Origin of the sequence: Streptomyces sp. NPDC026672, assembly GCF_040638185.1 — a bacterium.
Classification (GTDB): Bacteria; Actinomycetota; Actinomycetes; order Streptomycetales; family Streptomycetaceae; genus Streptomyces.
In genome coordinates, this window is the sequence record NZ_JBEZXS010000037.1 from 53,396 (window position 1) to 76,873 (window position 23,478).

At 73.2% G+C, this 23,478-nt stretch carries 22 protein-coding genes and 1 tRNA gene; 7 read left to right on the top strand and 16 right to left on the bottom strand.

The window, feature by feature from the left end; genetic code table 11:
- Positions 1-359: 359 nt before the first annotated feature.
- From AB0F77_RS32805 to pdhA, 7 genes are all read right to left on the bottom strand, one after another.
- Entirely contained in the window at positions 360-1,340 is a 981-nt protein-coding gene (locus AB0F77_RS32805; protein ID WP_361955326.1) for an NAD(P)H-quinone oxidoreductase, read from the bottom strand.
- A gap of 147 nt (positions 1,341-1,487) precedes the next feature.
- Complete coding sequence (locus AB0F77_RS32810) at positions 1,488-2,609, bottom strand: potassium channel family protein (protein WP_361955327.1); 1,122 nt, start codon at positions 2,607-2,609, stop codon at positions 1,488-1,490.
- Complete coding sequence (locus AB0F77_RS32815) at positions 2,606-4,030, bottom strand: molybdopterin molybdotransferase MoeA (protein ID WP_361955328.1); 1,425 nt, start codon at positions 4,028-4,030, stop codon at positions 2,606-2,608. Before AB0F77_RS32815 ends, AB0F77_RS32810 begins: the two co-directional genes overlap by 4 nt.
- Positions 4,027-4,941, bottom strand: a complete 915-nt coding sequence (locus tag AB0F77_RS32820; RefSeq protein ID WP_361955329.1) for an NTP transferase domain-containing protein — start codon at positions 4,939-4,941, stop codon at positions 4,027-4,029. Before AB0F77_RS32820 ends, AB0F77_RS32815 begins: the two co-directional genes overlap by 4 nt.
- Positions 4,942-5,021: 80 nt before the next feature.
- Positions 5,022-6,455 (bottom strand): dihydrolipoamide acetyltransferase family protein, encoded by a 1,434-nt coding sequence (locus tag AB0F77_RS32825; protein ID WP_361955330.1) that lies wholly within the window; start codon positions 6,453-6,455, stop codon positions 5,022-5,024.
- Positions 6,455-7,459, bottom strand: a complete 1,005-nt coding sequence (locus AB0F77_RS32830) for an alpha-ketoacid dehydrogenase subunit beta (protein WP_361955331.1) — start codon at positions 7,457-7,459, stop codon at positions 6,455-6,457. Before AB0F77_RS32830 ends, AB0F77_RS32825 begins: the two co-directional genes overlap by 1 nt.
- On the bottom strand, positions 7,456-8,592 hold the full coding sequence (gene pdhA, locus AB0F77_RS32835; protein ID WP_361955332.1) for a pyruvate dehydrogenase (acetyl-transferring) E1 component subunit alpha: 1,137 nt from the start codon (positions 8,590-8,592) through the stop codon (positions 7,456-7,458). The genes AB0F77_RS32830 and pdhA overlap by 4 nt, the downstream gene beginning before the upstream one ends.
- A gap of 175 nt (positions 8,593-8,767) precedes the next feature.
- On the opposite strand from pdhA, the gene AB0F77_RS32840 reads away from it, so the two are divergent.
- Positions 8,768-9,268: an Lrp/AsnC family transcriptional regulator gene (locus tag AB0F77_RS32840; RefSeq protein ID WP_361955333.1), complete on the top strand. Its 501-nt coding sequence runs from the start codon at positions 8,768-8,770 to the stop codon at positions 9,266-9,268.
- 82 nt (positions 9,269-9,350) lie between these two features.
- Here the strand turns inward: AB0F77_RS32840 and AB0F77_RS32845 are convergent, their stop codons facing one another.
- Positions 9,351-9,938, bottom strand: coding sequence for a TetR/AcrR family transcriptional regulator (locus AB0F77_RS32845; RefSeq protein ID WP_361955334.1), 588 nt, complete (start codon positions 9,936-9,938; stop codon positions 9,351-9,353).
- Entirely contained in the window at positions 9,935-11,452 is a 1,518-nt protein-coding gene (locus AB0F77_RS32850) for a 3-hydroxyacyl-CoA dehydrogenase (protein ID WP_361955335.1), read from the bottom strand. Before AB0F77_RS32850 ends, AB0F77_RS32845 begins: the two co-directional genes overlap by 4 nt.
- A gap of 160 nt (positions 11,453-11,612) precedes the next feature.
- On the opposite strand from AB0F77_RS32850, the gene paaN reads away from it, so the two are divergent.
- Positions 11,613-13,301, top strand: coding sequence for a phenylacetic acid degradation protein PaaN (gene paaN, locus AB0F77_RS32855; RefSeq protein WP_361955336.1), 1,689 nt, complete (start codon positions 11,613-11,615; stop codon positions 13,299-13,301).
- Here paaN and AB0F77_RS32860 read toward each other — a convergent pair.
- The 3 genes from AB0F77_RS32860 to AB0F77_RS32870 are packed head-to-tail and all read right to left on the bottom strand — an operon-like array spanning position 13,298 to position 16,223.
- Entirely contained in the window at positions 13,298-14,053 is a 756-nt protein-coding gene (locus tag AB0F77_RS32860; RefSeq protein ID WP_361955337.1) for a TrmH family RNA methyltransferase, read from the bottom strand. The two genes, paaN and AB0F77_RS32860, sit on opposite strands and share 4 nt — an antisense overlap.
- Complete coding sequence (locus AB0F77_RS32865; RefSeq protein WP_361955338.1) at positions 14,050-15,276, bottom strand: HTTM domain-containing protein; 1,227 nt, start codon at positions 15,274-15,276, stop codon at positions 14,050-14,052. The genes AB0F77_RS32860 and AB0F77_RS32865 overlap by 4 nt, the downstream gene beginning before the upstream one ends.
- Positions 15,273-16,223, bottom strand: a complete 951-nt coding sequence (locus AB0F77_RS32870; RefSeq protein WP_361955339.1) for a DUF5819 family protein — start codon at positions 16,221-16,223, stop codon at positions 15,273-15,275. The genes AB0F77_RS32865 and AB0F77_RS32870 overlap by 4 nt, the downstream gene beginning before the upstream one ends.
- Before the next feature lie 382 nt (positions 16,224-16,605).
- On the opposite strand from AB0F77_RS32870, the gene paaA reads away from it, so the two are divergent.
- Genes paaA through AB0F77_RS32895 form a run of 5 tightly spaced genes read left to right on the top strand, consistent with a single transcriptional unit; the run spans position 16,606 to position 20,262 of the window.
- On the top strand, positions 16,606-17,628 hold the full coding sequence (gene paaA / locus AB0F77_RS32875; protein WP_361955340.1) for a 1,2-phenylacetyl-CoA epoxidase subunit PaaA: 1,023 nt from the start codon (positions 16,606-16,608) through the stop codon (positions 17,626-17,628).
- Entirely contained in the window at positions 17,625-17,912 is a 288-nt protein-coding gene (paaB, locus tag AB0F77_RS32880; RefSeq protein WP_189311452.1) for a 1,2-phenylacetyl-CoA epoxidase subunit PaaB, read from the top strand. Before paaA ends, paaB begins: the two co-directional genes overlap by 4 nt.
- Positions 17,909-18,628: a 1,2-phenylacetyl-CoA epoxidase subunit PaaC gene (gene paaC, locus AB0F77_RS32885; protein ID WP_361955341.1), complete on the top strand. Its 720-nt coding sequence runs from the start codon at positions 17,909-17,911 to the stop codon at positions 18,626-18,628. Before paaB ends, paaC begins: the two co-directional genes overlap by 4 nt.
- Positions 18,622-19,197: a 1,2-phenylacetyl-CoA epoxidase subunit PaaD gene (gene paaD / locus AB0F77_RS32890; RefSeq protein WP_361955342.1), complete on the top strand. Its 576-nt coding sequence runs from the start codon at positions 18,622-18,624 to the stop codon at positions 19,195-19,197. Before paaC ends, paaD begins: the two co-directional genes overlap by 7 nt.
- The gene (locus tag AB0F77_RS32895; RefSeq protein WP_361955343.1) at positions 19,198-20,262 is read left to right on the top strand and encodes a 2Fe-2S iron-sulfur cluster-binding protein; all 1,065 of its coding nucleotides are present in this window, start codon (positions 19,198-19,200) and stop codon (positions 20,260-20,262) included.
- Between the two features lie 55 nt (positions 20,263-20,317).
- On the opposite strand, the gene AB0F77_RS32900 is transcribed toward AB0F77_RS32895, so the two are convergent.
- From AB0F77_RS32900 to AB0F77_RS32915, 4 genes are all read right to left on the bottom strand, one after another.
- Entirely contained in the window at positions 20,318-20,647 is a 330-nt protein-coding gene (locus tag AB0F77_RS32900; RefSeq protein ID WP_361955352.1) for a rhodanese-like domain-containing protein, read from the bottom strand.
- Between the two features lie 77 nt (positions 20,648-20,724).
- Positions 20,725-21,537, bottom strand: a complete 813-nt coding sequence (locus AB0F77_RS32905; RefSeq protein ID WP_361955344.1) for a hypothetical protein — start codon at positions 21,535-21,537, stop codon at positions 20,725-20,727.
- Between the two features lie 117 nt (positions 21,538-21,654).
- On the bottom strand, positions 21,655-23,130 hold the full coding sequence (locus AB0F77_RS32910; RefSeq protein WP_361955345.1) for a DUF2252 domain-containing protein: 1,476 nt from the start codon (positions 23,128-23,130) through the stop codon (positions 21,655-21,657).
- Between the two features lie 245 nt (positions 23,131-23,375).
- Positions 23,376-23,459, bottom strand: a tRNA-Leu gene (locus tag AB0F77_RS32915).
- Between the last annotated feature and the right edge of the window lie 19 nt (positions 23,460-23,478).

The following is a 23,478-nucleotide window of genomic DNA, read 5'->3' on the forward strand; positions in this document are numbered from 1 at the left end:
CGCAAGGTCACCCGGAGCGGCCAGGAGACGACCGGACCGGTCCTGCGGATCCTCCCGCTGGGCAGCGGCCTGGTCCTCATCGGCATGGGCCTGGGCCTGGCCTTCCTGGGCCTGCGACTACGCAAGAGCTGAGCGCGGGAAAGCGCCCCGAAGGGGCGCGGGGAACGGCGCGCCCAGCCACAACGACGCCGCAGCCGACGAACGGCACACACGCAGCACCCCCGGCGAAACCGCGCCGCCCCCGAAACCCAGCCGGCGGCACCCGCCCTGAAGGGGCGCGGGGAACGGCGCGCCCAGCCACAACGACGCCGCAGCCGACGGACGGCACATCGCGGCGCTCCCTGCGGAGCACCCCGTGGTCACGGCGTGATCAGCAGCACCTTGCCGACGTGGTCGCTCGACTCCAGCACCCGGTGGGCCTCGGCGGCCTGGGACATGGGCAGCTCACGGTCGACGACCGGACGCACATGGCCCGCGGCGAGCAGCGGCCACACATGCTCCCGTACGGCCGCGACGATGGCCGCCTTCTCGGTGAGCGGACGGGCCCGCAGCGAGGTCGCGGTGACGGCGGCCCGCTTGTTCAGCAGCACACCCAGGTTCAGCTCACCCTTCAGCCCGCCCTGGAGACCGATGATGGCGAGCCGCCCGTTGACCGCGAGCGTCTGCACATTGCGGTCCAGATATTTGGCACCCATGTTGTCGAGGATCACGTCCGCGCCCGCCCCGTCCGTGGCCCGGCCGACCTCCTCGACGAAGTCCTGCTCCCGGTAGTTCACGAGGACGTCCGCGCCCAGCTCGGCACAGCGGTCCAGCTTCTCCTTGGTGCCGGCCGTGACGGCGACCTTGGCGCCGACGGCCTTGGCCAGCTGGATCGCCATGGTGCCGATGCCGCTGGAGCCACCGTGCACGAGCAGGGTCTCGCCCGGACGCAGATGGGAGATCATGAAGACGTTCGACCAGACCGTGCACACCACCTCGGGCAGCGCCGCGGCCTGCTTGAGGTCGATGCCTTCGGGCACGGGGAGCAGCTGGCCGGCCGGGACGACGACCTTCTCCGCGTATCCGCCGCCCGCGAGCAGCGCGCACACCTCGTCGCCCACGGCCCAGCCGGAGACCCCGGGGCCGACCGCGGCGACCCTGCCGGAGCACTCCAGGCCGGGGTAGGGGGACGCCCCAGGCGGCGGGTTGTAGAAGCCCTGCCGTTGCAGCAGGTCGGCACGGTTGACGGCGCTGGCCACCACGTCGACCAGCACTTCGCCCTCGCCCGGCACCGGATCGGGAACCTCGTCCCACACCAGCGCCTCGGGCCCACCAGGTTCGGGAATCGTGATCGCATGCATGACGGCGACGCTACCCCGCACCCCTCCGACGAAGCGCCGGGACCGCGCGGGTTCCCTACGACGCCTGCCCGGTACGCCACCGCCCCGGTACGCCACGGACCCTCATCGGTCACCCGCTTCGCGTCACCCCGTGTCAGTCACCCCGTGTCAGGCACCCGCGTCCGGGGTGCGCTGGGCCTGCGGTATCGGGCGGAGGTCCGGGGCGACCTGGGTGCCGGGGGTGGCCCGCACGATGGTGATGAGCCGGTCGGCAAGCTGGAGGCTGCCGATCGCCGGATCGTCGTAGCCGAGCACCCGGTGCCCGCGCACGACGCTCACCACCAGGTCGTCCGCCTCGCGCGGGCTGCGGCCCACCTCGGCCTTGACCACCGGCCGCTCGATCAGGTCGAGACCGCTGCCCTGCTGGATCAGGTCCTCCATGACCATGCCCGCCGCGGGGCTGAGCACCGACAGCCCGAGCAGCCGCCCGGCCGCGCTGGCGCTGGTGATGACCGCGTCGGCGCCGGACTGCTTGAGCAGCGGCGCGTTCTCCTCCTCGCGCACCGCCGCCACGATCTTCGCGCCGCGGTTGAGCTGCCGCGCGGTCAGCGTGACCAGGACCGCGGTGTCGTCGCGCTGCGGGGCCACGATGATCTGCCGTGCCTTGTGCACCTCGGCCCGCTTCAGGACGTCACTGCGCGTGGCGTCCCCGACAACACCCGCGAACCCCTCGGCCGTCGCCGCTTCGATCACCTTGGAGCTGGGGTCGACCACGACGACCTGCTCCTTCGGCAGCCCCGTCGCACAGACGGTCTGGATCGCCGACCGCCCCTTCGTACCGAACCCGATGACGACGGTGTGGTCACGCAAGGTGGACCTCCAGCGGTTCAGGCGCCATTCCTCACGGGTGCGTTCGGTGAGGACTTCCAGCGTGGTGCCGACCAGGATGATCAGGAACAGCACGCGCAGGGGCGTGATGACGAGGATGTTGGTGAGCCGGGCGCCGTCACTGACCGGGGTGATGTCGCCGTATCCCGTGGTGGAGAGGGTGACCGTCGCGTAGTAGAACGCGTCCAGCAGATCCACCGAGCCGTCGGAGTTGTCGGTGTAGCCGTCGCTCTCCACGTACACGATCATCGCGGTGGCGACGAGCACCAGCAGGGCCATCATCAGGCGTTTGACGACCTGCCGGATCGGCCGCTCCACCACTTTCTTCGGGAGTTTCACCCGATGGGTCACCAGATGCTCGTCCGCCTGACGGGCAATGGCGTCATGGCCCGGAAGTTTCACGTGAAACACACCCCGATCCCGGCCGTCGCCCACGGCAGGTCGAGGAGTTCGGTCTCCTGCCCCTGGCGCGCACCGCCCGGCGGTACGACGGCCAGCGCGTCGGCCGCGGCGACCCCGCGCAGCATCGCCGGACCGTTGTAGTGCAGGGGCAGCGCGCCGTCGCCGCGCAGGATCACCGGGACGAGCCGGGTGTCGTGCGGATGCCCCTGCACCGCGTCCAGCAGCGGCAGCGCGTACTGCTCGGGCGCCGGACGCGCTGCCAGGGTGCGCAGCAGCGGCTCGGCGAGGGTGAGCAGACCGGAGACGGCCGCGAGCGGGTTGCCGGGCAGGCCGACGAGGTGCTGGTTCTCCTTGGTGCGGGCCAGCAGCATGGGGTGTCCGGGGCGGACCCGCACGCCGTCGACGAGGAGTTCCGCACCGATCCGCCGCAGTATCGGGTGCACATGGTCGACCGGTCCCGACGCCGTACCGCCCGTGGTGACGACCAGGTCGGCATCGGAGGAGGTGACGGCCTTGTGCAGGGCCTTCGCGTCGTCGCCGAGCCGGCGCACCGCGATCACCTCGGCGCCGAGCGCACGCAGCCAGGGCGGCAGCATCGGGCCGAGGGCGTCCCGGATCAGCCCGTCGTGCGGAAGTCCCTCGGTGAGCAACTCGTCGCCGAGGACGAGCACTTCGGCGCGGGGGCGGGGGACCGCGGTGACGCTGTCGTACCCGGCGGCCGCGGCGAGCCCCAGCACGGCGGGGGTCACCAGGGTGCCGACGGGCAGCAGCTGGTCGCCGACGCGGCACTCCTGGCCGCGCGGGCGGATGTCCTGGCCGTGGACGGGTCCGGCGGCGGCCGCGGACTGGGGGAGGGCGGGGTGCAGCCGGCCCTTGGTGTCGACGCGGCCGTGCTCGCTGCGCAGTACGGCCGTGGCGTCCGCCGGGACCCGGGCGCCGGTCGCGATGCGCACGGCCTCGCCGTCCGTCAGCGGCTCGGGCTGGGCGTGCCCGGCGAGGACGCCCTGGTCGCGCACGTCCCAGGGGCCGGGGCCCGCGACGGCCCAGCCGTCCATGGCGGAGGTGTCGAAGGACGGGAGGTCGGTGAGCGCGTCGAGCGGGGCGGCCAGGGTGAGGCCGAGGGCGTCGCCGAGCGGCACCGGGACGGGCGGGCGGCGGGCCCCGGACCGGGCGGCGCGGGCGGCGATGTCCCGGGCCTGGGGCCAGGGTGTGGCGTGGTGGCGGTCGCTGCCGCCCTGGGGTGCGGGCACCTGACCGCCCGCACCGCGGTCCTGGCCCTGGCCCTGGCCCTGGCCCGGCTCGCCGAGCTGTCGGCGTCCCCTGTCCTGCCTGTTCTCCCTCACGAGGGCGAGCGCCTCCTCCACATCGAGGTCGTCGGCGTCCTCGGCGGGCCCGCCGGCCCGGATGCCGCGGGCGGTCATCCGGCGTCCGGACCCGGTCCGGGCTTCTCGCTGCCGTCCCCGGGAGCGTTCTCTTCCTCCCAGCGCAGCGCGAGCGCGGCGGCCTTGCGGGCCGCCGCGGCGACCGCCTCGGGACCGCCCTCCGCCTTCGCCGCGGCGTAGCCGACGAGGAAGGTGGTCAGCGGCGCGGCCGGTCGGGCCACTCCGTGGGCGGCGTCACGCGCGAGGTCGAGCAGCACGCCGGTGTCGACGTCCAGGTCGATGCCCAGCTCGTCCTTGACTGCGGAGATCCATTCATCCAACACGTGCCCATGCTCCCTGATCCGTGCCCTGGCGTTGGCGATGTCGTCCCAGGTGTCGCAGTCGAAGCCGGCGACGGGGTCCGGGACACGAGTGATGTCGAGCAGTGCGACCAGCCGCCGCAGCGGGAGACCGGCGAGCCGGGGCGGTGATCCCTCGGCGAGGGTGGTCAGTACGCGGCGGAGGTCCGCCGTACGGTAGGCCGCCACCAGCGGCTGGTCCCGGCCGTCCGCGTCGGTGAGCAGCGCGGCCTGTGCGCCGGTGTCGTGCAGAGCGGTCAACAGCCGCTCCACCGTGGCCGGTTCGAGGAAGGGCAGATCGGCCGAGAGCACCACCGCGTACGCGGCCGTGGTGTGCCGCAGTCCCGCGTCGAGCGCGGCGACCGGTCCGCCGCCGGAGGGCTCCTCACGCGCCCAGCGCACCGGGCGGGCGGTGGGCCGGGGGTCGGCCACGACGACGGTCGTGCGCGCGGACACGCACGCCGTGAGCACCCGGTCCAGCAACGGGCGCCCGCCTACCCGTACACCGGGCTTGTCGGCCCCGCCGAGCCGCCGGGCGGCACCGCCGGCCAGCACCACGGCGTCGTAGGGCACGCCGGCCCCCGGTCCGGCGGACCCGTCGTGAGCAGTCACCCTCCGAGTATGGCCGCAGAAGGATCACCGCCATACCCCCGTACGCCCCGCGAAGGGGGTCCGGGAGATTATGCCGTGCGTCACAGGGTGCGCAGGAGCACCGCCGGCTGTTCCACGCAGTCCGCCACGTAGCGCAGGAAGCCGCCCGCCGTGCCGCCGTCGCAGACCCGGTGGTCGAAGGTGAGCGAGAGCTGGACGACCTGCCGGACCGCCAGCTCGCCCTCGTGCACCCACGGCTTGGGGACGATGCGGCCGACGCCGAGCATGGCCGCCTCGGGGTGGTTGACGATCGGGGTGGAGCCGTCCACGCCGAACACTCCGTAGTTGTTCAACGTGAAGGTGCCGCCGGTGAGTTCCCCGGGGGTCAGGGTTCCGGCGCGCGCGGACTCGGTCAGCCGCGCGAACTCCGCCGTCAGGCCCTCGGCGTCCCGTCCGTGCGCGTCCCGCACGACGGGGACGACCAGTCCGCGGTCGGTCTGCGCGGCGAAACCGAGGTGCACGTGCCCGAACCGGACGATCTCGCGGGCCTCGGTGTCGACGGAGGCGTTGAGTTCGGGGAACCGAGCCAGGGCGGCCGTGCAGATCCGGGCGAGCAGCGCGAGGACGGAGATCTTCGGGCCCCCGGCCGCGTTCATCGCCGCCCGCGCGCGCATGAGTTCCGTCGCGTCGGCGTCCACCCAGCAGGTGGCGTCCGGGATCTCGCGCCGGCTGCGCGAGAGCTTGTCGGCGACGGCACCGCGGATGCCCTTGAGGGGGACCCGGGTGTCCGCGAGGCCGGGCCGGGTCACCGGGGGTGCCGCGACCTGTGCGGGGGCCGGCGCCGGTGTTGCCACGGGGGCGGAGATCGTCGCCGTCCTCGCCGCGCCGGCCCGCAGGGCGTCCTCGACGTCCACGCGGAGGATCAGTCCGTCGGGTCCCGATCCCGTCAGCCGCCGCAGGTCCACGCCGTTCTCCCGCGCGAGCCTCCGCACCAGCGGCGAGATGACCGGTACGGGCCCCTCGGCAACCGCCTGGGCACCACGCCCCACGCTCCCGTCCGCCAGGGAGGCGCCACGTGCCGCGGAGCTCCCGTTCGCCACGGAGGCGCCGTCCGTCACGGAGGCGCCCGGCACGGAGCCGCCGCCCGTCGCCGGACCGCCGTTCGATCCCAGCGGTGTCGGCCGTACCCTGCGGCGCCTCGCCGGTGGCGCACCCGTGCCGTAGCCCACCAGCACGTTCCCCGAGCCCTCGGTCTGCTCGGGGGTGCCGGGGTCGCCGGAGTCGTCCGCCGGGCCCACCGCCACGGTGATCAGGGGCGCACCCACGGGCAGTTCCGTGCCCTCCTCGCCGAAGCGCGCGGTGACCACGCCCCCGTAGGGGCACGGCACCTCGACCATCGCCTTGGCCGTCTCGACCTCCACGACCGGCTGGTCGACGACGACCACGTCACCGACCTCCACCAGCCAGCGGACGATCTCCGCCTCGGTGAGCCCCTCCCCCAGGTCGGGGAGCTTGAACTCCAGCACCTGTGCCATCAGCCCTCGGCCTCCCACTGCAGACGCGCCACCGCGTCCAGGATCCGGTCGACGCCGGGCAGATGATGCCGTTCCAGCATCGGCGGCGGATAGGGGATGTCGAACCCGGCCACACGCAGCACCGGCGCCTCCAGGTGGTGGAAGCAGCGCTCCGTGACCCGGGCGGCGATCTCCCCTCCCGGCCCGCCGTACCCACCCGACTCGTGCACGACGACCGCGCGCCCGGTCCTCCGCACCGACGCGCAGACCGTCTCGTCGTCGAACGGCACCAGTGAGCGCAGATCGACGACTTCGAGGTCCCAGCCCTCCGCGCGGGCGGCCTCGGCGGCTTCGAGGCAGACCGGTACGGACGGCCCGTACGTGATGAGCGTGGCGCTGCGGCCGGAGCGCCGCACCACCGCGCGTCCGATCGGTTCAACGGCCGTCGGGTCGTCCGGGTTCCAGGTGTCCTTCGACCAGTACAGCCGCTTCGGTTCCAGGAAGACGACCGGGTCGTCGGAGGCGATCGCGGCGCGCAGCATCCCGTAGGCGTCGGCGACGGTCGCGGGCGTCACGACGTGCAGCCCCGGGGTCGCCATGTAGTACGCCTCGGAGGCGTCGCTGTGGTGCTCCACGCCGCCGATGCCGCCGCCGTAGGGAATCCGGACGGTCAGGGGCAGCGGCATCTTCCCGCGCGTGCGGTTGCGCATCTTGGCGACATGGCTGACGAGTTGCTCGAACGACGGGTAGGCGAAGGCGTCGAACTGCATCTCCACGACCGGGCGCAGCCCGTACATCGCCATGCCGACGGCCGTGCCGAGGATGCCCGCCTCGGCCAGCGGCGTGTCGGTGCAGCGTTCCTCGCCGAACTCCGAGGCCAGTCCGTCGGTGATCCGGAAGACACCGCCGAGCGTGCCGACGTCCTCGCCGAGCACGTGCACGGCGGGGTCGGCGGCCATCGCGTCGCGCAGCGCGCGCGTGAGGGCCTGGGCCATGGTGGCGGGCTTGACGGCCACGGTGGTCATCGGTGACCGCCTTCCTGCTCCGCGTCCAGCTCGGCGCGCAGCAGCTCCCGCTGCTCGCGCAGTTGCGGGGTCGGCTCCGCGTACACATGGGCGAAGATGTCCATCGGGTCGAGCCGCGGGTCCCGGTTCATGCGCTCGCGCAGCCCGGCGGCCATTGTCTCGGCGTCCTCGCGCGCGGCGGCGACGCCGTCCTCGTCGAGCAGTCCGCGTCCGGTCAGTTCGCGCTCCAGGAGCAGGATCGGGTCGTGGTCGCGCCACGCCTCGACCTCGGCGTCGCCCCGGTAGCGGGTGGCGTCGTCGGCGTTGGTGTGCGCCTCCATGCGGTACGTCACGGCTTCCACCAGCGTCGGGCCGCCGCCCGCGCGTGCGTGCCGCACGGCCTCGGTGAGGACCTCGTGCACCGCGGCGGCGTCGTTGCCGTCGACCAGCCGGCCCGGCATGCCGTACCCGACGGCCTTGTGGGCCAGGGAGGGCGCGGCGGTCTGCTTGGCGAGCGGCACGGAGATGGCGAAGCCGTTGTTCTGCACCAGGAAGACGACGGGGGCCTGCCAGACGGCGGCGAAGTTCAGCGCCTCGTGGAAGTCGCCCTCGCTGGTGCCGCCGTCGCCGACCATGGCAAGCGCCACCACGTCGTCGCCCTTGAGGCGGGCCGCATGGGCGAGGCCGACCGCGTGCGGGAGCTGGGTGGCGAGCGGGGTGCTGAGCGGGGCGACCCGGTGCTCGTGGGGGTCGTAGCCGGTGTGCCAGTCGCCGCGCAGCAGGGTGAGCGCCTCGACGGGGTCGACGCCGCGCGCGACGACGGCGAGGGTGTCGCGGTAGCTGGGGAAGAGCCAGTCGCGCTCCTCCAGGGCGAGCGCGGCGGCGACCTCGCACGCCTCCTGGCCGGTGCTGGAGGGGTAGACGGCGAGCCTGCCCTGCTTGGTGAGGGCGGTGGCCTGCGTGTTGTAGCGGCGGCCGCGCACGAGCTGTGCGTACAGCCGGCGCAGCAGGTCCGGGTCGGCCTGCGCGGCGGCCTGCGTGCCGAGGACGCGGTGGGGCTCGGCGTCGGGCAGCAGCGGCGCGGGGTCCGTGCGGGGCTGCCAGGCGGGCGGCGGCGATGGCCGGTACGCGCCCCGCTGCTCCATGACCGTCATGACGGGCACCTCCTCATGGGGGTGGCTACGGGAGGCGCGTCGACGGTGAGGCGCCTCCCTACCGATTGTTCGGTCGTCGGCACAATTTGGCTACAGGCGCCCTCAGGCTGTGGACAAACGGTTCTCCACAGCTTCAAATGACCGCAGTACGTCCATGGTAGGGAGGCAGGGGGACATGGCACCTGAACAAATGGCCGAGGGCGCCGGGAGCGGTGTGGTGATACCGCCCCCGCGTCCCCTGGACGCCATTGATCAGGACATCCTCCAGATACTCCAGGCGGACGGCCGCGCGTCGATACGCTCCGTCGCCGAACGCGTCCATGTCTCCCGCGCCAACGCCTACGCGCGCATCAACCGCCTCGTCGAGGACGGCGTGATCCGGGGCTTCGGAGCCCGCGTCGACCACGAGCGCGCGGGTCAGGGCACCTCGGCGTACATCACCCTGAAGATCGTCCAGAACACCTGGCGCACCGTGCGCGAGCACCTGCGGCAGCTGCCGGGCGCCTCGCACATCGCCCTGGTGGGCGGCGACTTCGACGTGCTGCTCCTGGTGCACACGCCCGACAACCGGGCGCTGCGCGAGCTGGTGCTCACCCGGCTCCAGGCGATCCCGGAGGTGCTCAGCACCCGCACGCTGCTGGTCTTCGAGGAGGAGGACCTGGAGCCGGAGGGCTGATCCCCGGAGCCGGAGGGTCGGCTCGGTCCCGGAGCGGTCCGCCCGGTCCACCAGCAGTCCGCCCGGTCCACCAGCGGTCCGCTCAGTCCCGGCGCAGTCCCGCGAACACCAGCCGCACCACCGCGTCCGCCACCTCGCGCGCGCTGCCGCCCCGCCCGTCGGGCCGGTACCACTCCACGATGGAGTTGATCATCCCGAAGACCAGCCGGGTGGCGAGGCGGACCTCCACGTCGTCGCGGACGTCCCCCTCGGCGGCGGCCGCCCGCAGCAGCCCGGCCACCTGGTGGTCGAACTCGCGCCGCCGCTCCAGCGCCCAGCGCTCGGTGTCGGTGTTCCCCCGCACCCGCAGCAGCAGCGTCACGTAGGGCAGCTCGGATATGAGCACCTCGACCATGCGCCGCACGACGTACTCCAGGCGGTCCGCGGCCCGCCCCCCGCGCGCGTGCTCCTCGTCGAGGATCGCGAACAGCTCGTCGAGCGCCCGGCTGACGGCACGGCGCAGCAGCTCCTCCTTGCCGGCCACGTGGTGGTAGATCGACGACTTGGAGATGCCGGCCGCCTTGGACAGGTGCTCCATGGACGTGCCGTCGTAGCCGCGCTCGTTGAAGACGCGGACGGCCACCGACAGCAGGGTCTCGGGGGTGTAGGTGTCCCGCCTGACGGTCGTCATGAGGTGCTGCCCTCCCGCTTGTCGGTGGCGTACGCGTGGCGGTACAGCGCGAGGGACGGCGCGTAGCGGCCCGAGGGGTCGCGCAGGTGCAGGTCGTCCAAGAGGTCGTAGGCCCAGCCGCGGCCGAGCCTGCGGCTCCACTCGAACGGGCCGAGCGGGTAGTTGACCCCGAGGCGCATCGCCGTGTCGATGTCCTCCTCGGTGGCGACGCCCTTGGCGACGGCGTCGTGCGCGAGGTCCACGATCCGGGCGACCGTACGGGCGACGATCATGCCGGGGACGTCGCCGATGAGGCTGACCTCCTTGCCGAGCGCCTGGAAGAGGCCGGTGGCCTCGGCGAGGGTGAGCGGCGAGGTGTCCTGGGAGGCGGACAGGGCGACGCGGGTGGCCCTGCGGTAGTCGAGCGCGAGGTCGAAGTAGACGACGTCGCGGAACTCCACGGAGGTCTGGCCGTCCGCGAGGACAAGCTGGCCGCCGCTGGGCAGCACCAGCCGGGTGCCGTGGTCCTCCTCCTCGGGCCGGACCGGGATGCCCGCCTCGCGGATCAGGGCGAGGAGTTCGGACGCCGGGCCGAGATCACCCTCGGCGACGACGTACGCGGGCGGCTGCTCCTTCTCCGCGGTGTGCGGCTCGGCCGGCTCGGCGTCGTCGCCGTAGTCGTACCAGCCGTGCCCGGTCTTGCGGCCCAGGCGGCCGGACTCGACGAGCCGGCGCTGGGAGAGCGCCGGCGTGAAGCGGACGTCCTGGAAGAACGACTGCCACACGGAGCGGGTGACGGACTCGTTGACGTCCTGCCCGATGAGGTCGGTCAGCTCGAACGCGCCCATCCGGAAGCCGCCGCACTCGCGCAGCACGGCGTCGATGGTGGCCGGGTCGGCGGCCTGCGCCTCGTACACCGCGAACGCCTCGGCGTAGAAGGGCCGGGCGATGCGGTTGACGATGAAGCCGGGGGTGTCCGCGCAGGCGACCGGCGTCTTGCCCCAGGCGCGTGCGATCTCGTACGCGCGCGTGGCCGAGGTGACGTCGGTGGCGAACCCGGAGACGACCTCCACGAGCGGCAGCAGCGGGGCCGGGTTGAAGAAGTGCAGGCCCACGAAGCGCGACGGGTTGCGCAGGGCGCCCCCGATGGCCGTCACCGAGAGGGACGAGGTGTTGGTGGCGAGCAGGCAGTCGTCGTCGACGACGTCCTCCAGCGCCCGGAAGAGCTCCTGTTTGGCCTCCAGCCGCTCCAGGACGGCCTCGACGACGAGGCCGCAGTCGGCGAGTCCCGCCAGGTCCTCGGCGGCCGTCAGCCGCGCGCGGGCCTCGTCCCGGTCGGCGGCGGCGAGGCGGCCCTTGTCCACCAGCCGGTCGAGCCGGGCGCCGATCGCGTCGGCCGCTTCCCCTGCCCGCCCCGGCACGGCGTCGTACAGCCGCACGGGGTGGCCCGCGACCAGCGCGACCTGGGCGATGCCCTGGCCCATGGTGCCGGTGCCGACGACGGCCACGGGGCTGCTGAGGTCAAGTGCTGTCATGTGCGTGATCCTCCCGCACGACGCTGTCCACAGATGCGGCGGACCCCCTTGTCCCGACCGATCGTTCGGTTACTCTAACTCTGACTCGCTGTTTCCGCCCCTGATTCTTCCCAGGTCATGAGCTCGACGAAGAGTTCCTGAGACGAGGAGTTGGTCCCGCATGGCCGCACCGACCGCGCCCGACCTGATCGCCAGGCACCGGCCCACTCTCGACCAGGCGCTGGAGACGATCCGCACGCGCGCGTACTGGTCCCCCCACCCCGAACACCCCAAGGCGTACGGAGAGAACGGCAGCCTGAGCCTCGCGGACGGCAAGGCCGCCTTCGACGCCCTGCTCGGCACCCGCCTCGACCTCGACCAGCCCGGCACGGACGACTGGGTGGGCGCCGAGCTGTCGCCGTACGGGATCGAACTGGGCGTGACGTACCCCCACGCGGACGTCGACACGCTGCTGCCCGCCATGAAGGCCGGCCAGACCGCCTGGCGGGACGCGGGCCCCGAGGTCCGGGCCGTGGTGTGCCTGGAGATCCTCAAGCGGATCAGCGACCGCACCATGGAGTTCGCCCACGCGGTCATGCACACCAGCGGCCAGGCGTTCATGATGGCGTTCCAGGCGGGCGGCCCCCACGCGCAGGACCGCGGCCTGGAGGCGGTGGCCTACGCGTACGCGGAGCAGACCCGCACGCCGGACACCGCCGCGTGGGTCAAGCCCCAGGGCAAGCGCGACCCGCTCAGCATGACCAAGAGCTTCACACCCGTCCCGCGCGGGATCTCGCTGCTCGTCGGCTGCAACACCTTCCCGACGTGGAACGGCTACTCGGGCCTGTTCGCCTCCCTGGCCACCGGCAACGCCGTCCTGGTCAAGCCCCACCCGCGCGCGGTGCTGCCGCTCGCGCTCACCGTGCGGGTCGCGCGCGAGACGCTCGCCGACGCCGGCTTCGACCCGAACCTGGTCGCGCTCGCCGCCGAGCGGCCCGGCGAGGGCATCGCGAAGACGCTGGCCACCCGCCCCGAGATCCGCATCGTGGACTACACCGGCTCCACCGCCTTCGGCGACTGGCTGGAGGCCAACGCCCGCCAGGCGCAGGTCTACACCGAGAAGGCCGGCGTCAACACGGTGGTCGTCGACTCGACGGACGACTACCGCGGCATGCTCGCCAACCTGGCCTTCTCGCTGTCGCTCTACAGCGGCCAGATGTGCACGACCCCGCAGAACCTGCTGATCCCCCGCGACGGCATCCGCACCGACGAGGGCCCCAAGACGTACGACGAGGTGGCCGGCGACCTCGCCCGCGCGGTCGCCGGCCTGCTCGGCGACGACACCCGCGCGAACGCCCTGCTCGGCGCGATCGTCAACCCGGACGTCAAGGCCCGCCTGGAAGCCGCGGCCGGCCTCGGCGAGGTCGCCCTCGCCTCCCGCGAGGTCACCCACCCGGACTTCCCGGACGCGGTCGTGCGCACGCCCGTGATCGTCAAGCTGGACGGCACCAAGCCGGACGACGAGGCGGCCTTCATGGGCGAGTGCTTCGGCCCGGTCTCCTTCGCCGTCGCGGTCGACTCGGTGTCCGACGCCGTGGAACTGCTGCGCCGCACGGTGCGCGACAAGGGCGCGATGACGGTCGGCGCCTACACGACCGACCCGGAGGTCGAGGACGCGGTCCGCGAGGTCTGCCTGGAGGAGGCCGCCCAGCTGTCCCTCAACCTCACCGGCGGGGTGTACGTCAACCAGACCGCCGCCTTCTCCGACTTCCACGGCTCGGGCGGCAACCCGGCGGCCAACGCCGCCCTGTGCGACGCCGCGTTCGTCGCGAACCGCTTCCGGGTGGTCGAGGTGCGCAAGCACGCCTAGGGAACGAGCGCCGCGCCCCCGGTGACGCTCCAGTGGTACAGCGTCATGGCCACGCTGGTGGCCAGGTTGTAGCTGGAGACCTGGGGGCGCATCGGCAGCGCGAGCAGCCGGTCGGCCCGCGCGCGCAGTTCGGGCGACAGCCCGCTGCGCTCCGAACCGAAGGCCAGCACGGCGTCGTCGGGCAGCTTCGTGCCCCGGACGTCCTCGCCCTCCGGATCGAGGGCGAACACGGGACCCGGGGGCAGCTCGTCGACGTCCAGCCGCTCCACGGCGGTCGCGAAGTGCAGCCCGGCCCCGCCGCGCACCACGGTAGGGTGCCAGGGGTCGAGCGTGCCGGTGGTGACGACCCCGGTCGCCCCGAAACCGGCGGCCAGCCGGATCACGGCGCCCGCGTTGCCGAGGTTGCGCGGGTTGTCGAGGACCACGACCGGGGTGCTGCGGGGCATCCGCGCCAGCGTCCGCAACTGGGCCGCGCGGGAGGGCCGTACGGCCAGCGCGGCGACGCCCGTGGGATGCGGGCGCGGCACGAGGGAGGCGTACACCGCCGGTGCGACCTCGGTGAGCAGCGCGTCCAGGGTGTCGCCCAGGTCCGGGGCGAGTTCCCCGGCGAGGGCGAGCGCGGCGCGCCGGTCGGTGGTGACCGCCACCGGCACCTCGGCGCCGAAGCGCAGGGCGTGCTTGAGGGCGTGGAACCCGTCGAGCAGGACACCGGTGCCGACGGCCTCGCCCCAGCGGATCAACGGGTCGGTCATGCCGTGAAGCCTACGCGCGCGGGCTCATCGTCCTCGTGCGCGCGGGGCGCGGGCACCGTCCCGACGCGCTCCCGGCGGCCGGGCAGCCGCCCGAGCAGTCGCCCGCGCGCGCGTCCCGCGCGTTCGCCGATCCGGCGCAGGAACGACGTCGGCAGGAAGACCGAGTCCGCGGCGATCATCGCCAGCGAGAAGAACGGCAGCCCCAGCACGATCGCGATGGCCACGTGCTCGACGATCATCGCGGCCAGCAGGACGTTCTTGACCCGCCGGTTGAACAGCGTGAAGGGGAAGGCGACCTGCACCATGACCGTCCCGTAGGTCACGAGCAAAACGAGCGTGCCGTTGGAGGACAGCAGGTCGGCGAGGCCGGGCCAGGGCGAGAAGGACTCCAGGTGCAGCGGGTAGTAGACGGCGGTGCCGTCCTGCCAGCGAGAGCCCTGGATCTTGTACCAGCCCGCGGTGGCGTAGATCAGACACGCCTCGGCCATGATCACGAGCAGGGCGCCGTTGTGCAGGACGTTGGCGACGACGTCCAGCAGGATCCGGGGCTCGTCCGCGCGCGGCCGACGGCCCACCGCCCACCACAGGGCGCATCCCGCCCACACCGCCCACATCAGCACGGGCACGACGGACCCGCCGCCGAACCGGCCGGTCAGGGTCGCCACGACGAGTGCCAGGCCGAGGACCACCCACAGGAGCGGGCCGACCCGGTCGGTGGCCCGTTCCCCCCGCGCCCGTGCCGCCTCGGCGCGCTCGGCCCGCCGCGCGTCCAGGGACCACACCTGGGCGCAGCGCGTGAACACCAGGTAGATCGCCATGAGGTGCAGCACGTTGTCGCCGCCGTCGCCCATGAAGACGCTGCGGTTCTGGAGGGAGAGCACGCCGGCCATGAACAGCACGGAGGTCGTACGGCTGCGCCAGCCCAGCAGGAGCAGCAGGCTGGAGACCACGGCGAGCAGGTAGCAGAACTCGAACCAGGACTGCCCGTCGGACCACAGCAGCGCCGTAAAGGCGTGGTTGTCCTCGGTCAGCCGCCGGGCGAGGCCCCAGGCCCAGGGGCCGTCGGGGCCGTACAGCTCCTGTCGGTGGGGGAACTCGCGCAGCAGGAACAGCAGCCAGGTCCCGGCGAAGCCGATGCGGATCACGGCGGTCTGGTAGGGGCCGAGGGCCGCGTCGGTGACGCGCGTGATGCCGCGGGAGAGCGAGAGCGCGAGCCGGTTCACCTGACGCTCCTCGCCGCTTCGGCCGGGGTGACCGTCCACCAGGGCAGCACCCGGTACTCCGGCTTGTCGGACACCTTCTCGTCGCTCCACGGGGGCGGCGGCACGTTGGTGGTCTCGGCGCGGACCTGGACGCTGTCGATCGTGCCCCGGCGGCTGATCGGGTCGTCCCGGTACATGCGCATCACGGCGATCCGGCGCACATAGGTCTCGGAGAGCGTGCCGCGCAGACCGACGGGGCGGTTGTCGGCGCCGTGGGTGGAGGTGAAGAACTCCCACGCGCGGCGCAGCTCGTTCTGCTCGGTGTGGCTCGGCAGCAGGCTCCCGTCGACGGCCTCCCCGTCGCGGGCGGACAGATCGGTCCAGCCGGTGGTCTCGATCCCGCCGTCCGGCAGCCGGACCTCGGCGCGGACCTGTATCGCCACGTCCTGCTGCAACGGGTTGGGCGCGAACAGCCGCCAGTTCTGCTCGAACTCCGGGTACACCCAGTCCTCGATCGCCCTGCCGTGCTGCTCGGTCACGGTGTTCGCCGGCGCCACGCTCAGAAACACCATCCCGAGGTGCACACAGACGGCGACGGCGACGAGGGCGAGCGCCAGAGCGGCACCGACCTGATACCGAAGCGAAAGCCCAGCCACCCCCGACCGCCCGGCCCCGCCCTCCGGCACGGAAGGAAGGCCGAGCTCATCCGGGACGCGCAAGGACCCGGCACCCGGCGGTCCGGCCTCCGGGACGGCATCGTCCCGCCCGCCCCCAGCTGCGGAGCCCCCCGGAACCGGCGAGGATTCCGGCCGGTCGTCCTCGGCCGGAGGCGGAGTCGAGGGCCCGGGAATCCCGGCCGGACGTCGCCCGTCGGCGTCGGGGTCCCGCTGCCGACGCACCTCGGTCGCCGCCCCGTCCACCCCTTCCGGTGCGACCGGTGCGACCGGGTCCTCGTCGTACGCGTCCATTCCGCCGTTCCCCGATCCCGCTGCCTCGTCCGGTCACCCCGCGACGGGGGCGCCGGCCGGTCCGGCGCGCGCACCCCGTTGCGCGCGCTCGCACGGAACGGTACTCAGCCCCGCCCGCCGGGCGCAGCCCCGAACGGCGCCCCGCCCACGTGGTCGTCACCACTCCGCCACCCCACTCGACGGTCACCGCAGGTGAGACGCCCGCGGCCACCCCCGCGGCCGGCGGCCCCGCGCCGAGGCTCCACGAGTTGTCCACAGGTCGTCCCCCTGGTTGTCCACAGAGATTGACACCCCGCGGCGGCTCGCTCACCATGGAATCGCACGGACCGAACGATCGGTCGGGACAGTGGATCGGACAGAGCCCGAGGTCAGGGGGACCCGCATGACCACAGCAGCCGCGCACCGCACAGACCCCGCGGAGGGGTACGGCGCGGGGAACACCGCCGACACGGCGGCGTACGAGCGCGCCTTCGACGCCGCCGTGGCCGCGGACGAGCGCATCGAACCCCGCGACTGGATGCCGGACGCCTACCGCGCGACGCTGGTCCGGCAGATCGCCCAGCACGCCCACTCCGAGATCATCGGCATGCAGCCGGAGGCCAACTGGATCACCCGCGCGCCCTCGCTGCGCCGCAAGGCGATCCTCATGGCCAAGGTCCAGGACGAGGCGGGCCACGGCCTGTATCTCTACAGCGCGGCCGAAACCCTCGGCACGGGCCGCGACGAACTGCTCGACAAGCTGCACTCGGGCCGCCAGAAGTACTCGTCGATCTTCAACTACCCCACCCTGACCTGGGCGGACGTCGGCGCGATCGGCTGGCTGGTGGACGGCGCCGCGATCACCAACCAGGTCCCCCTGTGCCGCTGCTCCTACGGGCCCTACGCCCGCGCGATGGTCCGCATCTGCAAGGAGGAGTCCTTCCACCAGCGCCAGGGGTACGAACTGCTGCTGGCCCTGAGCAACGGCACCCCGGAGCAGCACGCGATGGCCCAGGACGCGGTCGACCGCTGGTGGTGGCCGTCCCTGATGATGTTCGGCCCGCCCGACGACGCCTCGCCCAACTCCGCGCAGTCGATGGCCTGGAAGATCAAGCGCCACTCCAACGACGACCTGCGACAGCGCTTCGTGGACATCTGCGTCCCCCAGGCCGCATCCCTCGGCCTCACCCTCCCCGACCCCGACCTCCGCTGGAACGAGCAGCGCGGGCACCACGACTTCGGGGAGATCGACTGGACCGAGTTCCACCAGGTCCTCAAGGGCAACGGCCCCTGCAACGAACAACGCATCACCCAGCGCCGCGCCGCCCACGACGAGGGCGCGTGGGTGCGGGAGGCCGCCGCGGCCTACGCGGCCAAGCACACGGCCGGGGCAGGCACCGGCGCGATCGGAGGAGCGCAGGCATGACGAACACCGACTGGCCCCTGTGGGAGGTCTTCGTGCGCTCCCGCCGCGGCCTCTCCCACACCCACGCCGGCAGCCTGCACGCCCCGGACGCGGAGTTCGCCCTGCGCAACGCCCGCGACCTCTACACCCGGCGCGGCGAGGGCGTCTCGATCTGGGTCGTCCCGGCCGCCGCGATCACCGCGTCGTCGCCCGACGAGAAGGACCCCTTCTTCGAGCCCGCCGCCGACAAGCCCTACCGCCACCCGACCTTCTACGAGATCCCGGAGGGGGTGAAGCACCTGTGACCGCCACCGTGCCCACGACCGCCGCGCTGTCCCTCGGCGACGACGCCCTGGTGCTCTCCCACCGCCTGGGGGAGTGGGCGGGCCACGCCCCCGTCCTGGAGGAGGAGGTCGCCCTCGCCAACATCGCCCTGGACCTGCTCGGCCAGGCCCGGGTACTGCTGTCCATGGCGGGCGACGAGGACGAGCTGGCCTATCTGCGTGAGGAACGCGCCTTCCGCAACGTCCAGTTGGTCGAACAGCCAGGCGGCGACTTCGCCCACACCATCGCCCGCCAGCTCTACTTCTCCACCTACCAGCAGTTGCTGTACACCGAACTGGCCGCGGGCGACGGCCCGTTCGCGCCGCTGGCCGCCAAGGCCGTCAAGGAGGTCGCCTACCACCGCGACCACGCCGAGCAGTGGACACTGCGCCTCGGGGACGGCACGGACGTCAGCCATGAGCGCATGGCCCGCGCGTGCGACGCGCTGTGGCGGTTCACCGGCGAACTGTTCCAGCCCGTGGAGGGCCTGGACGTCGACCGATCCGGCATGGAGGCGGTCTGGCTGGAGTCCGTGGGCGACATCCTGCGCCGCGCCACCCTGCCCCTGCCCGAGGGACCGCGCACCGGCGCCTGGACCGCGGGCGCCGGCCGGCAGGGCCTGCACACCGAGTCGTTCGGACGGATGCTCGCCGAGATGCAGCACCTGCACCGCAGCCACCCGGGGGCGACATGGTGACGACGACCACCCCGCTGGAGGCGGAACTCCTCGCGCTCGCCGGTTCGGTGCCCGACCCCGAGCTGCCCGTGCTCACCCTCGCCGAACTGGGCGTGGTGCGCGCGGTGCACGTCCGCGGCGCCGACTCCGCCGGAGTGGAGGCGGAGGTCGAGCTGACCCCGACCTACACCGGCTGCCCGGCCGTCGAGGCCATGTCCCTGGACATCGAGCGGGTGCTGCGCGAGCACGGCGGCCTGTGCGAGGTCACGGTGCGCACGGTGCTCACCCCCGCCTGGTCGACCGACGACATCACCGACGAAGGGCGGCGCAAACTACGGGAGTTCGGCATCGCTCCCCCGCGCCCCCACCGCGCCCCCGGACCGGTGACCCTCACCCTCGGCCGCACCCGCACCGCCGTGGACGCCCACGCCCGGGAGACCCACGCCCAGGACGTCTCCGACCCGGTCCGCTGCCCGCACTGCGGATCGGCCGACACGGAGCTGCTCAGCCGCTTCTCCTCCACCGCCTGCAAGGCCCTGCGGCGCTGTCTGTCCTGCCGTGAACCGTTCGACCACTTCAAGGAGCTGTGAATGGCCCGCTTCCACACGCTCCCGGTGGCCGCGGTCGACCGGATCACCGACGACTCCGTGGCCCTGACCCTCACCGTCCCCCCGGCCCTGCGCGAGGAGTTCCGGCACGCCCCCGGACAGCACCTCACCCTGCGGCGCCGCACGGGCGGGGAGGACGTCCGGCGGACCTACTCGATCTGCTCCCCGGCACCCGGCCCCGACGGCACGGGTCCGGCCGTCCTGCGGGTCGGGGTGCGCCTGGTGGAGGGCGGCGCCTTCTCCCCGTACGCGCTGAAGGAGATCAACGTCGGCGACGAGCTGGAGGTGATGACCCCGGCCGGCCGCTTCACCCTGGACCCGGCACCGGGGCTGTACGCGGCGATCGTCGGCGGCAGCGGCATCACCCCCGTGCTGTCGATCGCCTCGACCCTGCTGGAGCGCGAGCCGACGGCCCGGTTCTGTCTGATACGCAGCGACCGCACGGCCGCCTCGACGATGTTCCTGGAGGAGGTCGCCGACCTGAAGGACCGCCACCCCGAGCGGTTCCAGCTGGTCACGGTGCTCTCACGGGAGGAACAGCAGGCGGGCCTGCCCTCGGGCCGGCTGGACCGGGAACGGCTGACGGGTCTGCTGCCCGCGCTGCTGCCGGTGGTGGACGTGGCCGGCTGGTTCCTGTGCGGGCCCCACGGCCTGGTGGAGGGCGCGGAGCGCGCGCTGCGCGGCCTGGGCGTCGGACGGCAGCGGATCCACGAGGAGATCTTCCACGTCGACGGGAGCCCGGCACCGGCGGCCGCCGTCACGGCCCCCGCCCACAGCACCGTGACCGCCCGGCTGGACGGCCGCGGCGGCACCTGGCCCGTGCGGGAGGGCGAATCGCTCCTGGAGACGGTCCTGCGCAACCGCCCGGACGCCCCCTACGCCTGCAAGGGCGGCGTCTGCGGCACCTGCCGCGCGTTCCTGGTGACGGGCGAGGTCCGCATGGACCGCAACTTCGCCCTGGAGGCGGAGGAGACGGAGGCCGGCTATGTGCTGGCCTGCCAGTCCCACCCGGTGACGGAGACGGTGGAACTGGACTTCGACCGCTGAAAACGCCGCCTGCCTCCCACCTGAGGGGCGGGCAGAACGCGGGAGCCGGCGGGAGCTAGAGGACGTGCCCCGGCTCTCCCCCGTCCGTGACGACGGGGCGGCCGGCCGCCTGCCAGACCTGCATGCCGCCGTCGACGTTCACCGCGTCAACGCCCTGCTGGGCGAGGTACATCGTCACCTGCGCCGAGCGGCCTCCCGAGCGGCAGATCACATGGATCCGGCCGTCCTGCGGGGCGGCCTCGGTCAGCTCGCCGTAGCGGGCCGCGAACTCGCTGAGGGGAATGTGCAGGGCCCCTGCGGCGTGGCCCGCCTGCCACTCGTCGTCCTCGCGGACGTCCAGCAGGAAGTCGTCGTCCTTGAGGTCCGCGACCTCGACCGTGGGCACACCAGCTCCGAAACTCATGTCCCCGACGCTACCCGAACGGGCGGCCGAGGTGATCCCGTTGCCGGGACCCGCTTCGGCTACTCCTGCGTCAGCAGCTCCGCCAGCCGCATCTCCCGCTCCAGCACGTCGGACTGGAGCCGGAGGGCGATCTCGTCGAGCAGGCTGTCCGGGTCGTCCGGGGCCAGCCGCAGCATCGAGGCGATCGCGCTGTTCTCCAGCTCGCGCGCGACCATCGTGAGCAGTTCCTTGCGCTCAGAAAGCCATTCGAGGCGGGCGTACAGCTCCTCGCTGGGGCTCGGGGGCCGCTCGGCTGGGGCCGGGCCCGCGTCCCACTCCTCGGCCAGCTCCCGCAGCAGCACCTCGTCGCCGCGGGCGTAGGCGGCGTTGACACGGGTGAGGAACTCCTCACGCCGCTGCCGCTCGGCCTCCTCCTGCGCCAGGTCCGGGTGCGCCTTGCGGGCCAGCTCGCGGTAGAGGCGGCGGGCCTCCTCACCGGGGCGCACTCGCTGCGGGGGCCGCACCGGCTGGTCGGTGAGCATCGCGACGGCCTCCGGATACAGGCCGTGCCCGTCCATCCAGCCGTGCATCAGCTCCTCAACGCCGGGCATGGGCATGACCCGGGCCCGCGCCTCCTCGGCGAGCCGGATGTCCTCCGGGTCGCCGCTGCGGGCGGCCTTCACCTCCGCGATCCGGGCGTCGAGCTCCTCCAGCCGCGAGTACATCGGGCCGAGTTTCTGCTCGTGCAGCCGGGAGAAGTTCTCGACCTCGACGCGGAAGGTCTCCACCGCGATCTCGAACTCGATCAGGGCCTGTTCGGCGGCCCGCACGGCCCGTTCCAGCCGTTCCTCGGGCCGCGGCGTCTCGGACTGCTCAGCTTCCGGGGTCGTCACCCGACCAGCCTAGGCCACGGCCCGAACCCCGTCCGCGACGACCGACACGCCCGCCGCGCCGCCCTCCCCTCGCCGTCGCCGCTCACCGCTGCCCGCACACCCCCCGGCCCGCCCTCGTCAGACCCCCATCTCCGCCGCGATCCGGCCCTGGCGCACCGCCGTGACCAGTTCCGCGTGGTCCGCCTCCGTGCGGTCGGCGTAGCGGGCGGCGAAGCCGGCGATCGCCTCGTCCAGTTCCTCGTTCTTGCCGCAGTACCCGGCGATCAGGCGCGGGTCCACGCTGTGCGAGTGGGCGCGGGCCAGGAGCGCGCCGGTCATCCGCCCGTAGTCGTCGACCTGGTCCGCGGCGAGGGCGGCCGGGTCGACGCTGCCCTTGCGGTTGCGGAACTGGCGCACCTGGAAGGGCCGGCCGTCCACCGTCGTCCAGCCCAGCAGGATGTCGCTGACGACCTGCATGCGCTTCTGCCCCAGCACGACCCGCCTGCCCTCGTGGGCGACGGGCGGGGTGTCGAAGCCGGCCGTCGCCAGATGCGGGACCAGCGCCGACGGCCGGGCCTCCTTCACCTGGAGCACCAGCGGCTGACCTCGGTGGTCCAGGAGCAGGACGACGTAGGACCGCGTGCCCACGCTGCCGGTGCCGACGACCCGGAACGCCACGTCGTGCACCGCGTGCCGGGCCAGCAGCGGCAGGCGGTCCTCGGAGACCGTCGTCACGTACTCCTCCAGCGCCGCCGCGACCGCCGCCGCCTCCGCGTCCCCGACGCGCCGCAGCACCGGCGGGGCGTCGACGAAGCGCCGGCCGCCCTCCTCGGCGGGTTCCGTCGACTTCGCGGCGAACCGGCCGCTGGTGTTGGCGCGCGCCTTCTCCGAGACCCGCTCCAGGGTGCCCAGCAGATCGTGGGCGTCGGTGTGGGAGACGAGTTCCTCGTCCGCGATGGCGTTCCAGGCGTCCAGCACGGGGAGCTTGGCGAGCAGTCGCATCGTGCGCCGGTAGGCGCCCGCCGCGTCGTGCGCCGCCTTGCGGCAGGTGTCCTCGTCGGCGCCCGCCTCCCGGCCGGCCAGCACCAGCGAGGCGGCCAGCCGCTTGAGGTCCCACTCCCAGGGGCCGTGCACGGTCTCGTCGAAGTCGTTCAGGTCGATCACCAGGTCGCCGCGGGCGTCGCCGTACAGACCGAAATTGGCCGCGTGGGCGTCGCCGCACAGCTGGGCGCCGATCCTGGTCATGGGGGTGCGCGCCAGGTCGTGGGCCATGAGCCCGGCCGCGCCGCGCAGGAACGCGAAGGGGGACGCGGCCATCCTGCCCACCCGTATCGGCGTCAGCTCCGGAATGCGGCCCCGGTTGGACTCCACGACCGCGCCCACCGCGTCCGGGCGGGAACCGTCGACGTCCAGCGCGTCGTGCGCCGAGCGCGGCACGCTCGCCCGCAGCGCCTTCCCCTCGTCCTTCGGCGACCCCTGGTGCGGCCGGCGCGCGAAGCCCCGCACCTGCGGCAGCCTGCGTCCCGTCCCGCCCGCGGCGCCTTCGTCCGCCCCCGCTCCGACCTCGGCCGTCACGACCGCCACCCCCGTCCACCCGCATGCCCGCCCGAACATCAACTCGTGCCGACCGTACAGCCGCCGTCGATATCCCGTCAGACCCTGTGGACAACTCTCCGCATGTGCACACCACGCCCGCGAACTCGTCCCCCACCGGCCATCTTCGTGAGATACCTCACGCACGCACCCCGGTGCACGGATGATCCGGACGTGACCGACACCACCGGACAGCCACCGGATGTCGTAGGAACCCTACATACGACAACGGGCCCATCGTTTTCACGATGGGCCCGTTGCCTCTGTGCGCGAGGGGGGAGTTGAACCCCCACGCCCTTGCGGGCACTGGAACCTGAATCCAGCGCGTCTGCCTATTCCGCCACCCGCGCATTGGGTGTGTCCTCCGGT

Coding starts and splice junctions, on each gene's coding strand:
- paaB (WP_189311452.1), top strand. CDS start 17,625: ATGACGAACACCGACTGGCCCCTGTGGGAGGTCTTCGTGCGCTCCCGC.
- AB0F77_RS32805 (WP_361955326.1), bottom strand. CDS start 1,340: ATGCATGCGATCACGATTCCCGAACCTGGTGGGCCCGAGGCGCTGGTG.
- AB0F77_RS32840 (WP_361955333.1), top strand. CDS start 8,768: ATGGCACCTGAACAAATGGCCGAGGGCGCCGGGAGCGGTGTGGTGATA.
- AB0F77_RS32870 (WP_361955339.1), bottom strand. CDS start 16,223: ATGGACGCGTACGACGAGGACCCGGTCGCACCGGTCGCACCGGAAGGG.
- AB0F77_RS32850 (WP_361955335.1), bottom strand. CDS start 11,452: ATGACAGCACTTGACCTCAGCAGCCCCGTGGCCGTCGTCGGCACCGGC.
- AB0F77_RS32830 (WP_361955331.1), bottom strand. CDS start 7,459: ATGACCACCGTGGCCGTCAAGCCCGCCACCATGGCCCAGGCCCTCACG.
- pdhA (WP_361955332.1), bottom strand. CDS start 8,592: ATGACGGTCATGGAGCAGCGGGGCGCGTACCGGCCATCGCCGCCGCCC.
- AB0F77_RS32895 (WP_361955343.1), top strand. CDS start 19,198: ATGGCCCGCTTCCACACGCTCCCGGTGGCCGCGGTCGACCGGATCACC.
- AB0F77_RS32860 (WP_361955337.1), bottom strand. CDS start 14,053: ATGACCGACCCGTTGATCCGCTGGGGCGAGGCCGTCGGCACCGGTGTC.
- AB0F77_RS32815 (WP_361955328.1), bottom strand. CDS start 4,030: ATGACCGCCCGCGGCATCCGGGCCGGCGGGCCCGCCGAGGACGCCGAC.
- AB0F77_RS32845 (WP_361955334.1), bottom strand. CDS start 9,938: ATGACGACCGTCAGGCGGGACACCTACACCCCCGAGACCCTGCTGTCG.
- paaD (WP_361955342.1), top strand. CDS start 18,622: ATGGTGACGACGACCACCCCGCTGGAGGCGGAACTCCTCGCGCTCGCC.
- paaA (WP_361955340.1), top strand. CDS start 16,606: ATGACCACAGCAGCCGCGCACCGCACAGACCCCGCGGAGGGGTACGGC.
- AB0F77_RS32910 (WP_361955345.1), bottom strand. CDS start 23,130: ATGTTCGGGCGGGCATGCGGGTGGACGGGGGTGGCGGTCGTGACGGCC.
- AB0F77_RS32825 (WP_361955330.1), bottom strand. CDS start 6,455: ATGGCACAGGTGCTGGAGTTCAAGCTCCCCGACCTGGGGGAGGGGCTC.
- paaN (WP_361955336.1), top strand. CDS start 11,613: ATGGCCGCACCGACCGCGCCCGACCTGATCGCCAGGCACCGGCCCACT.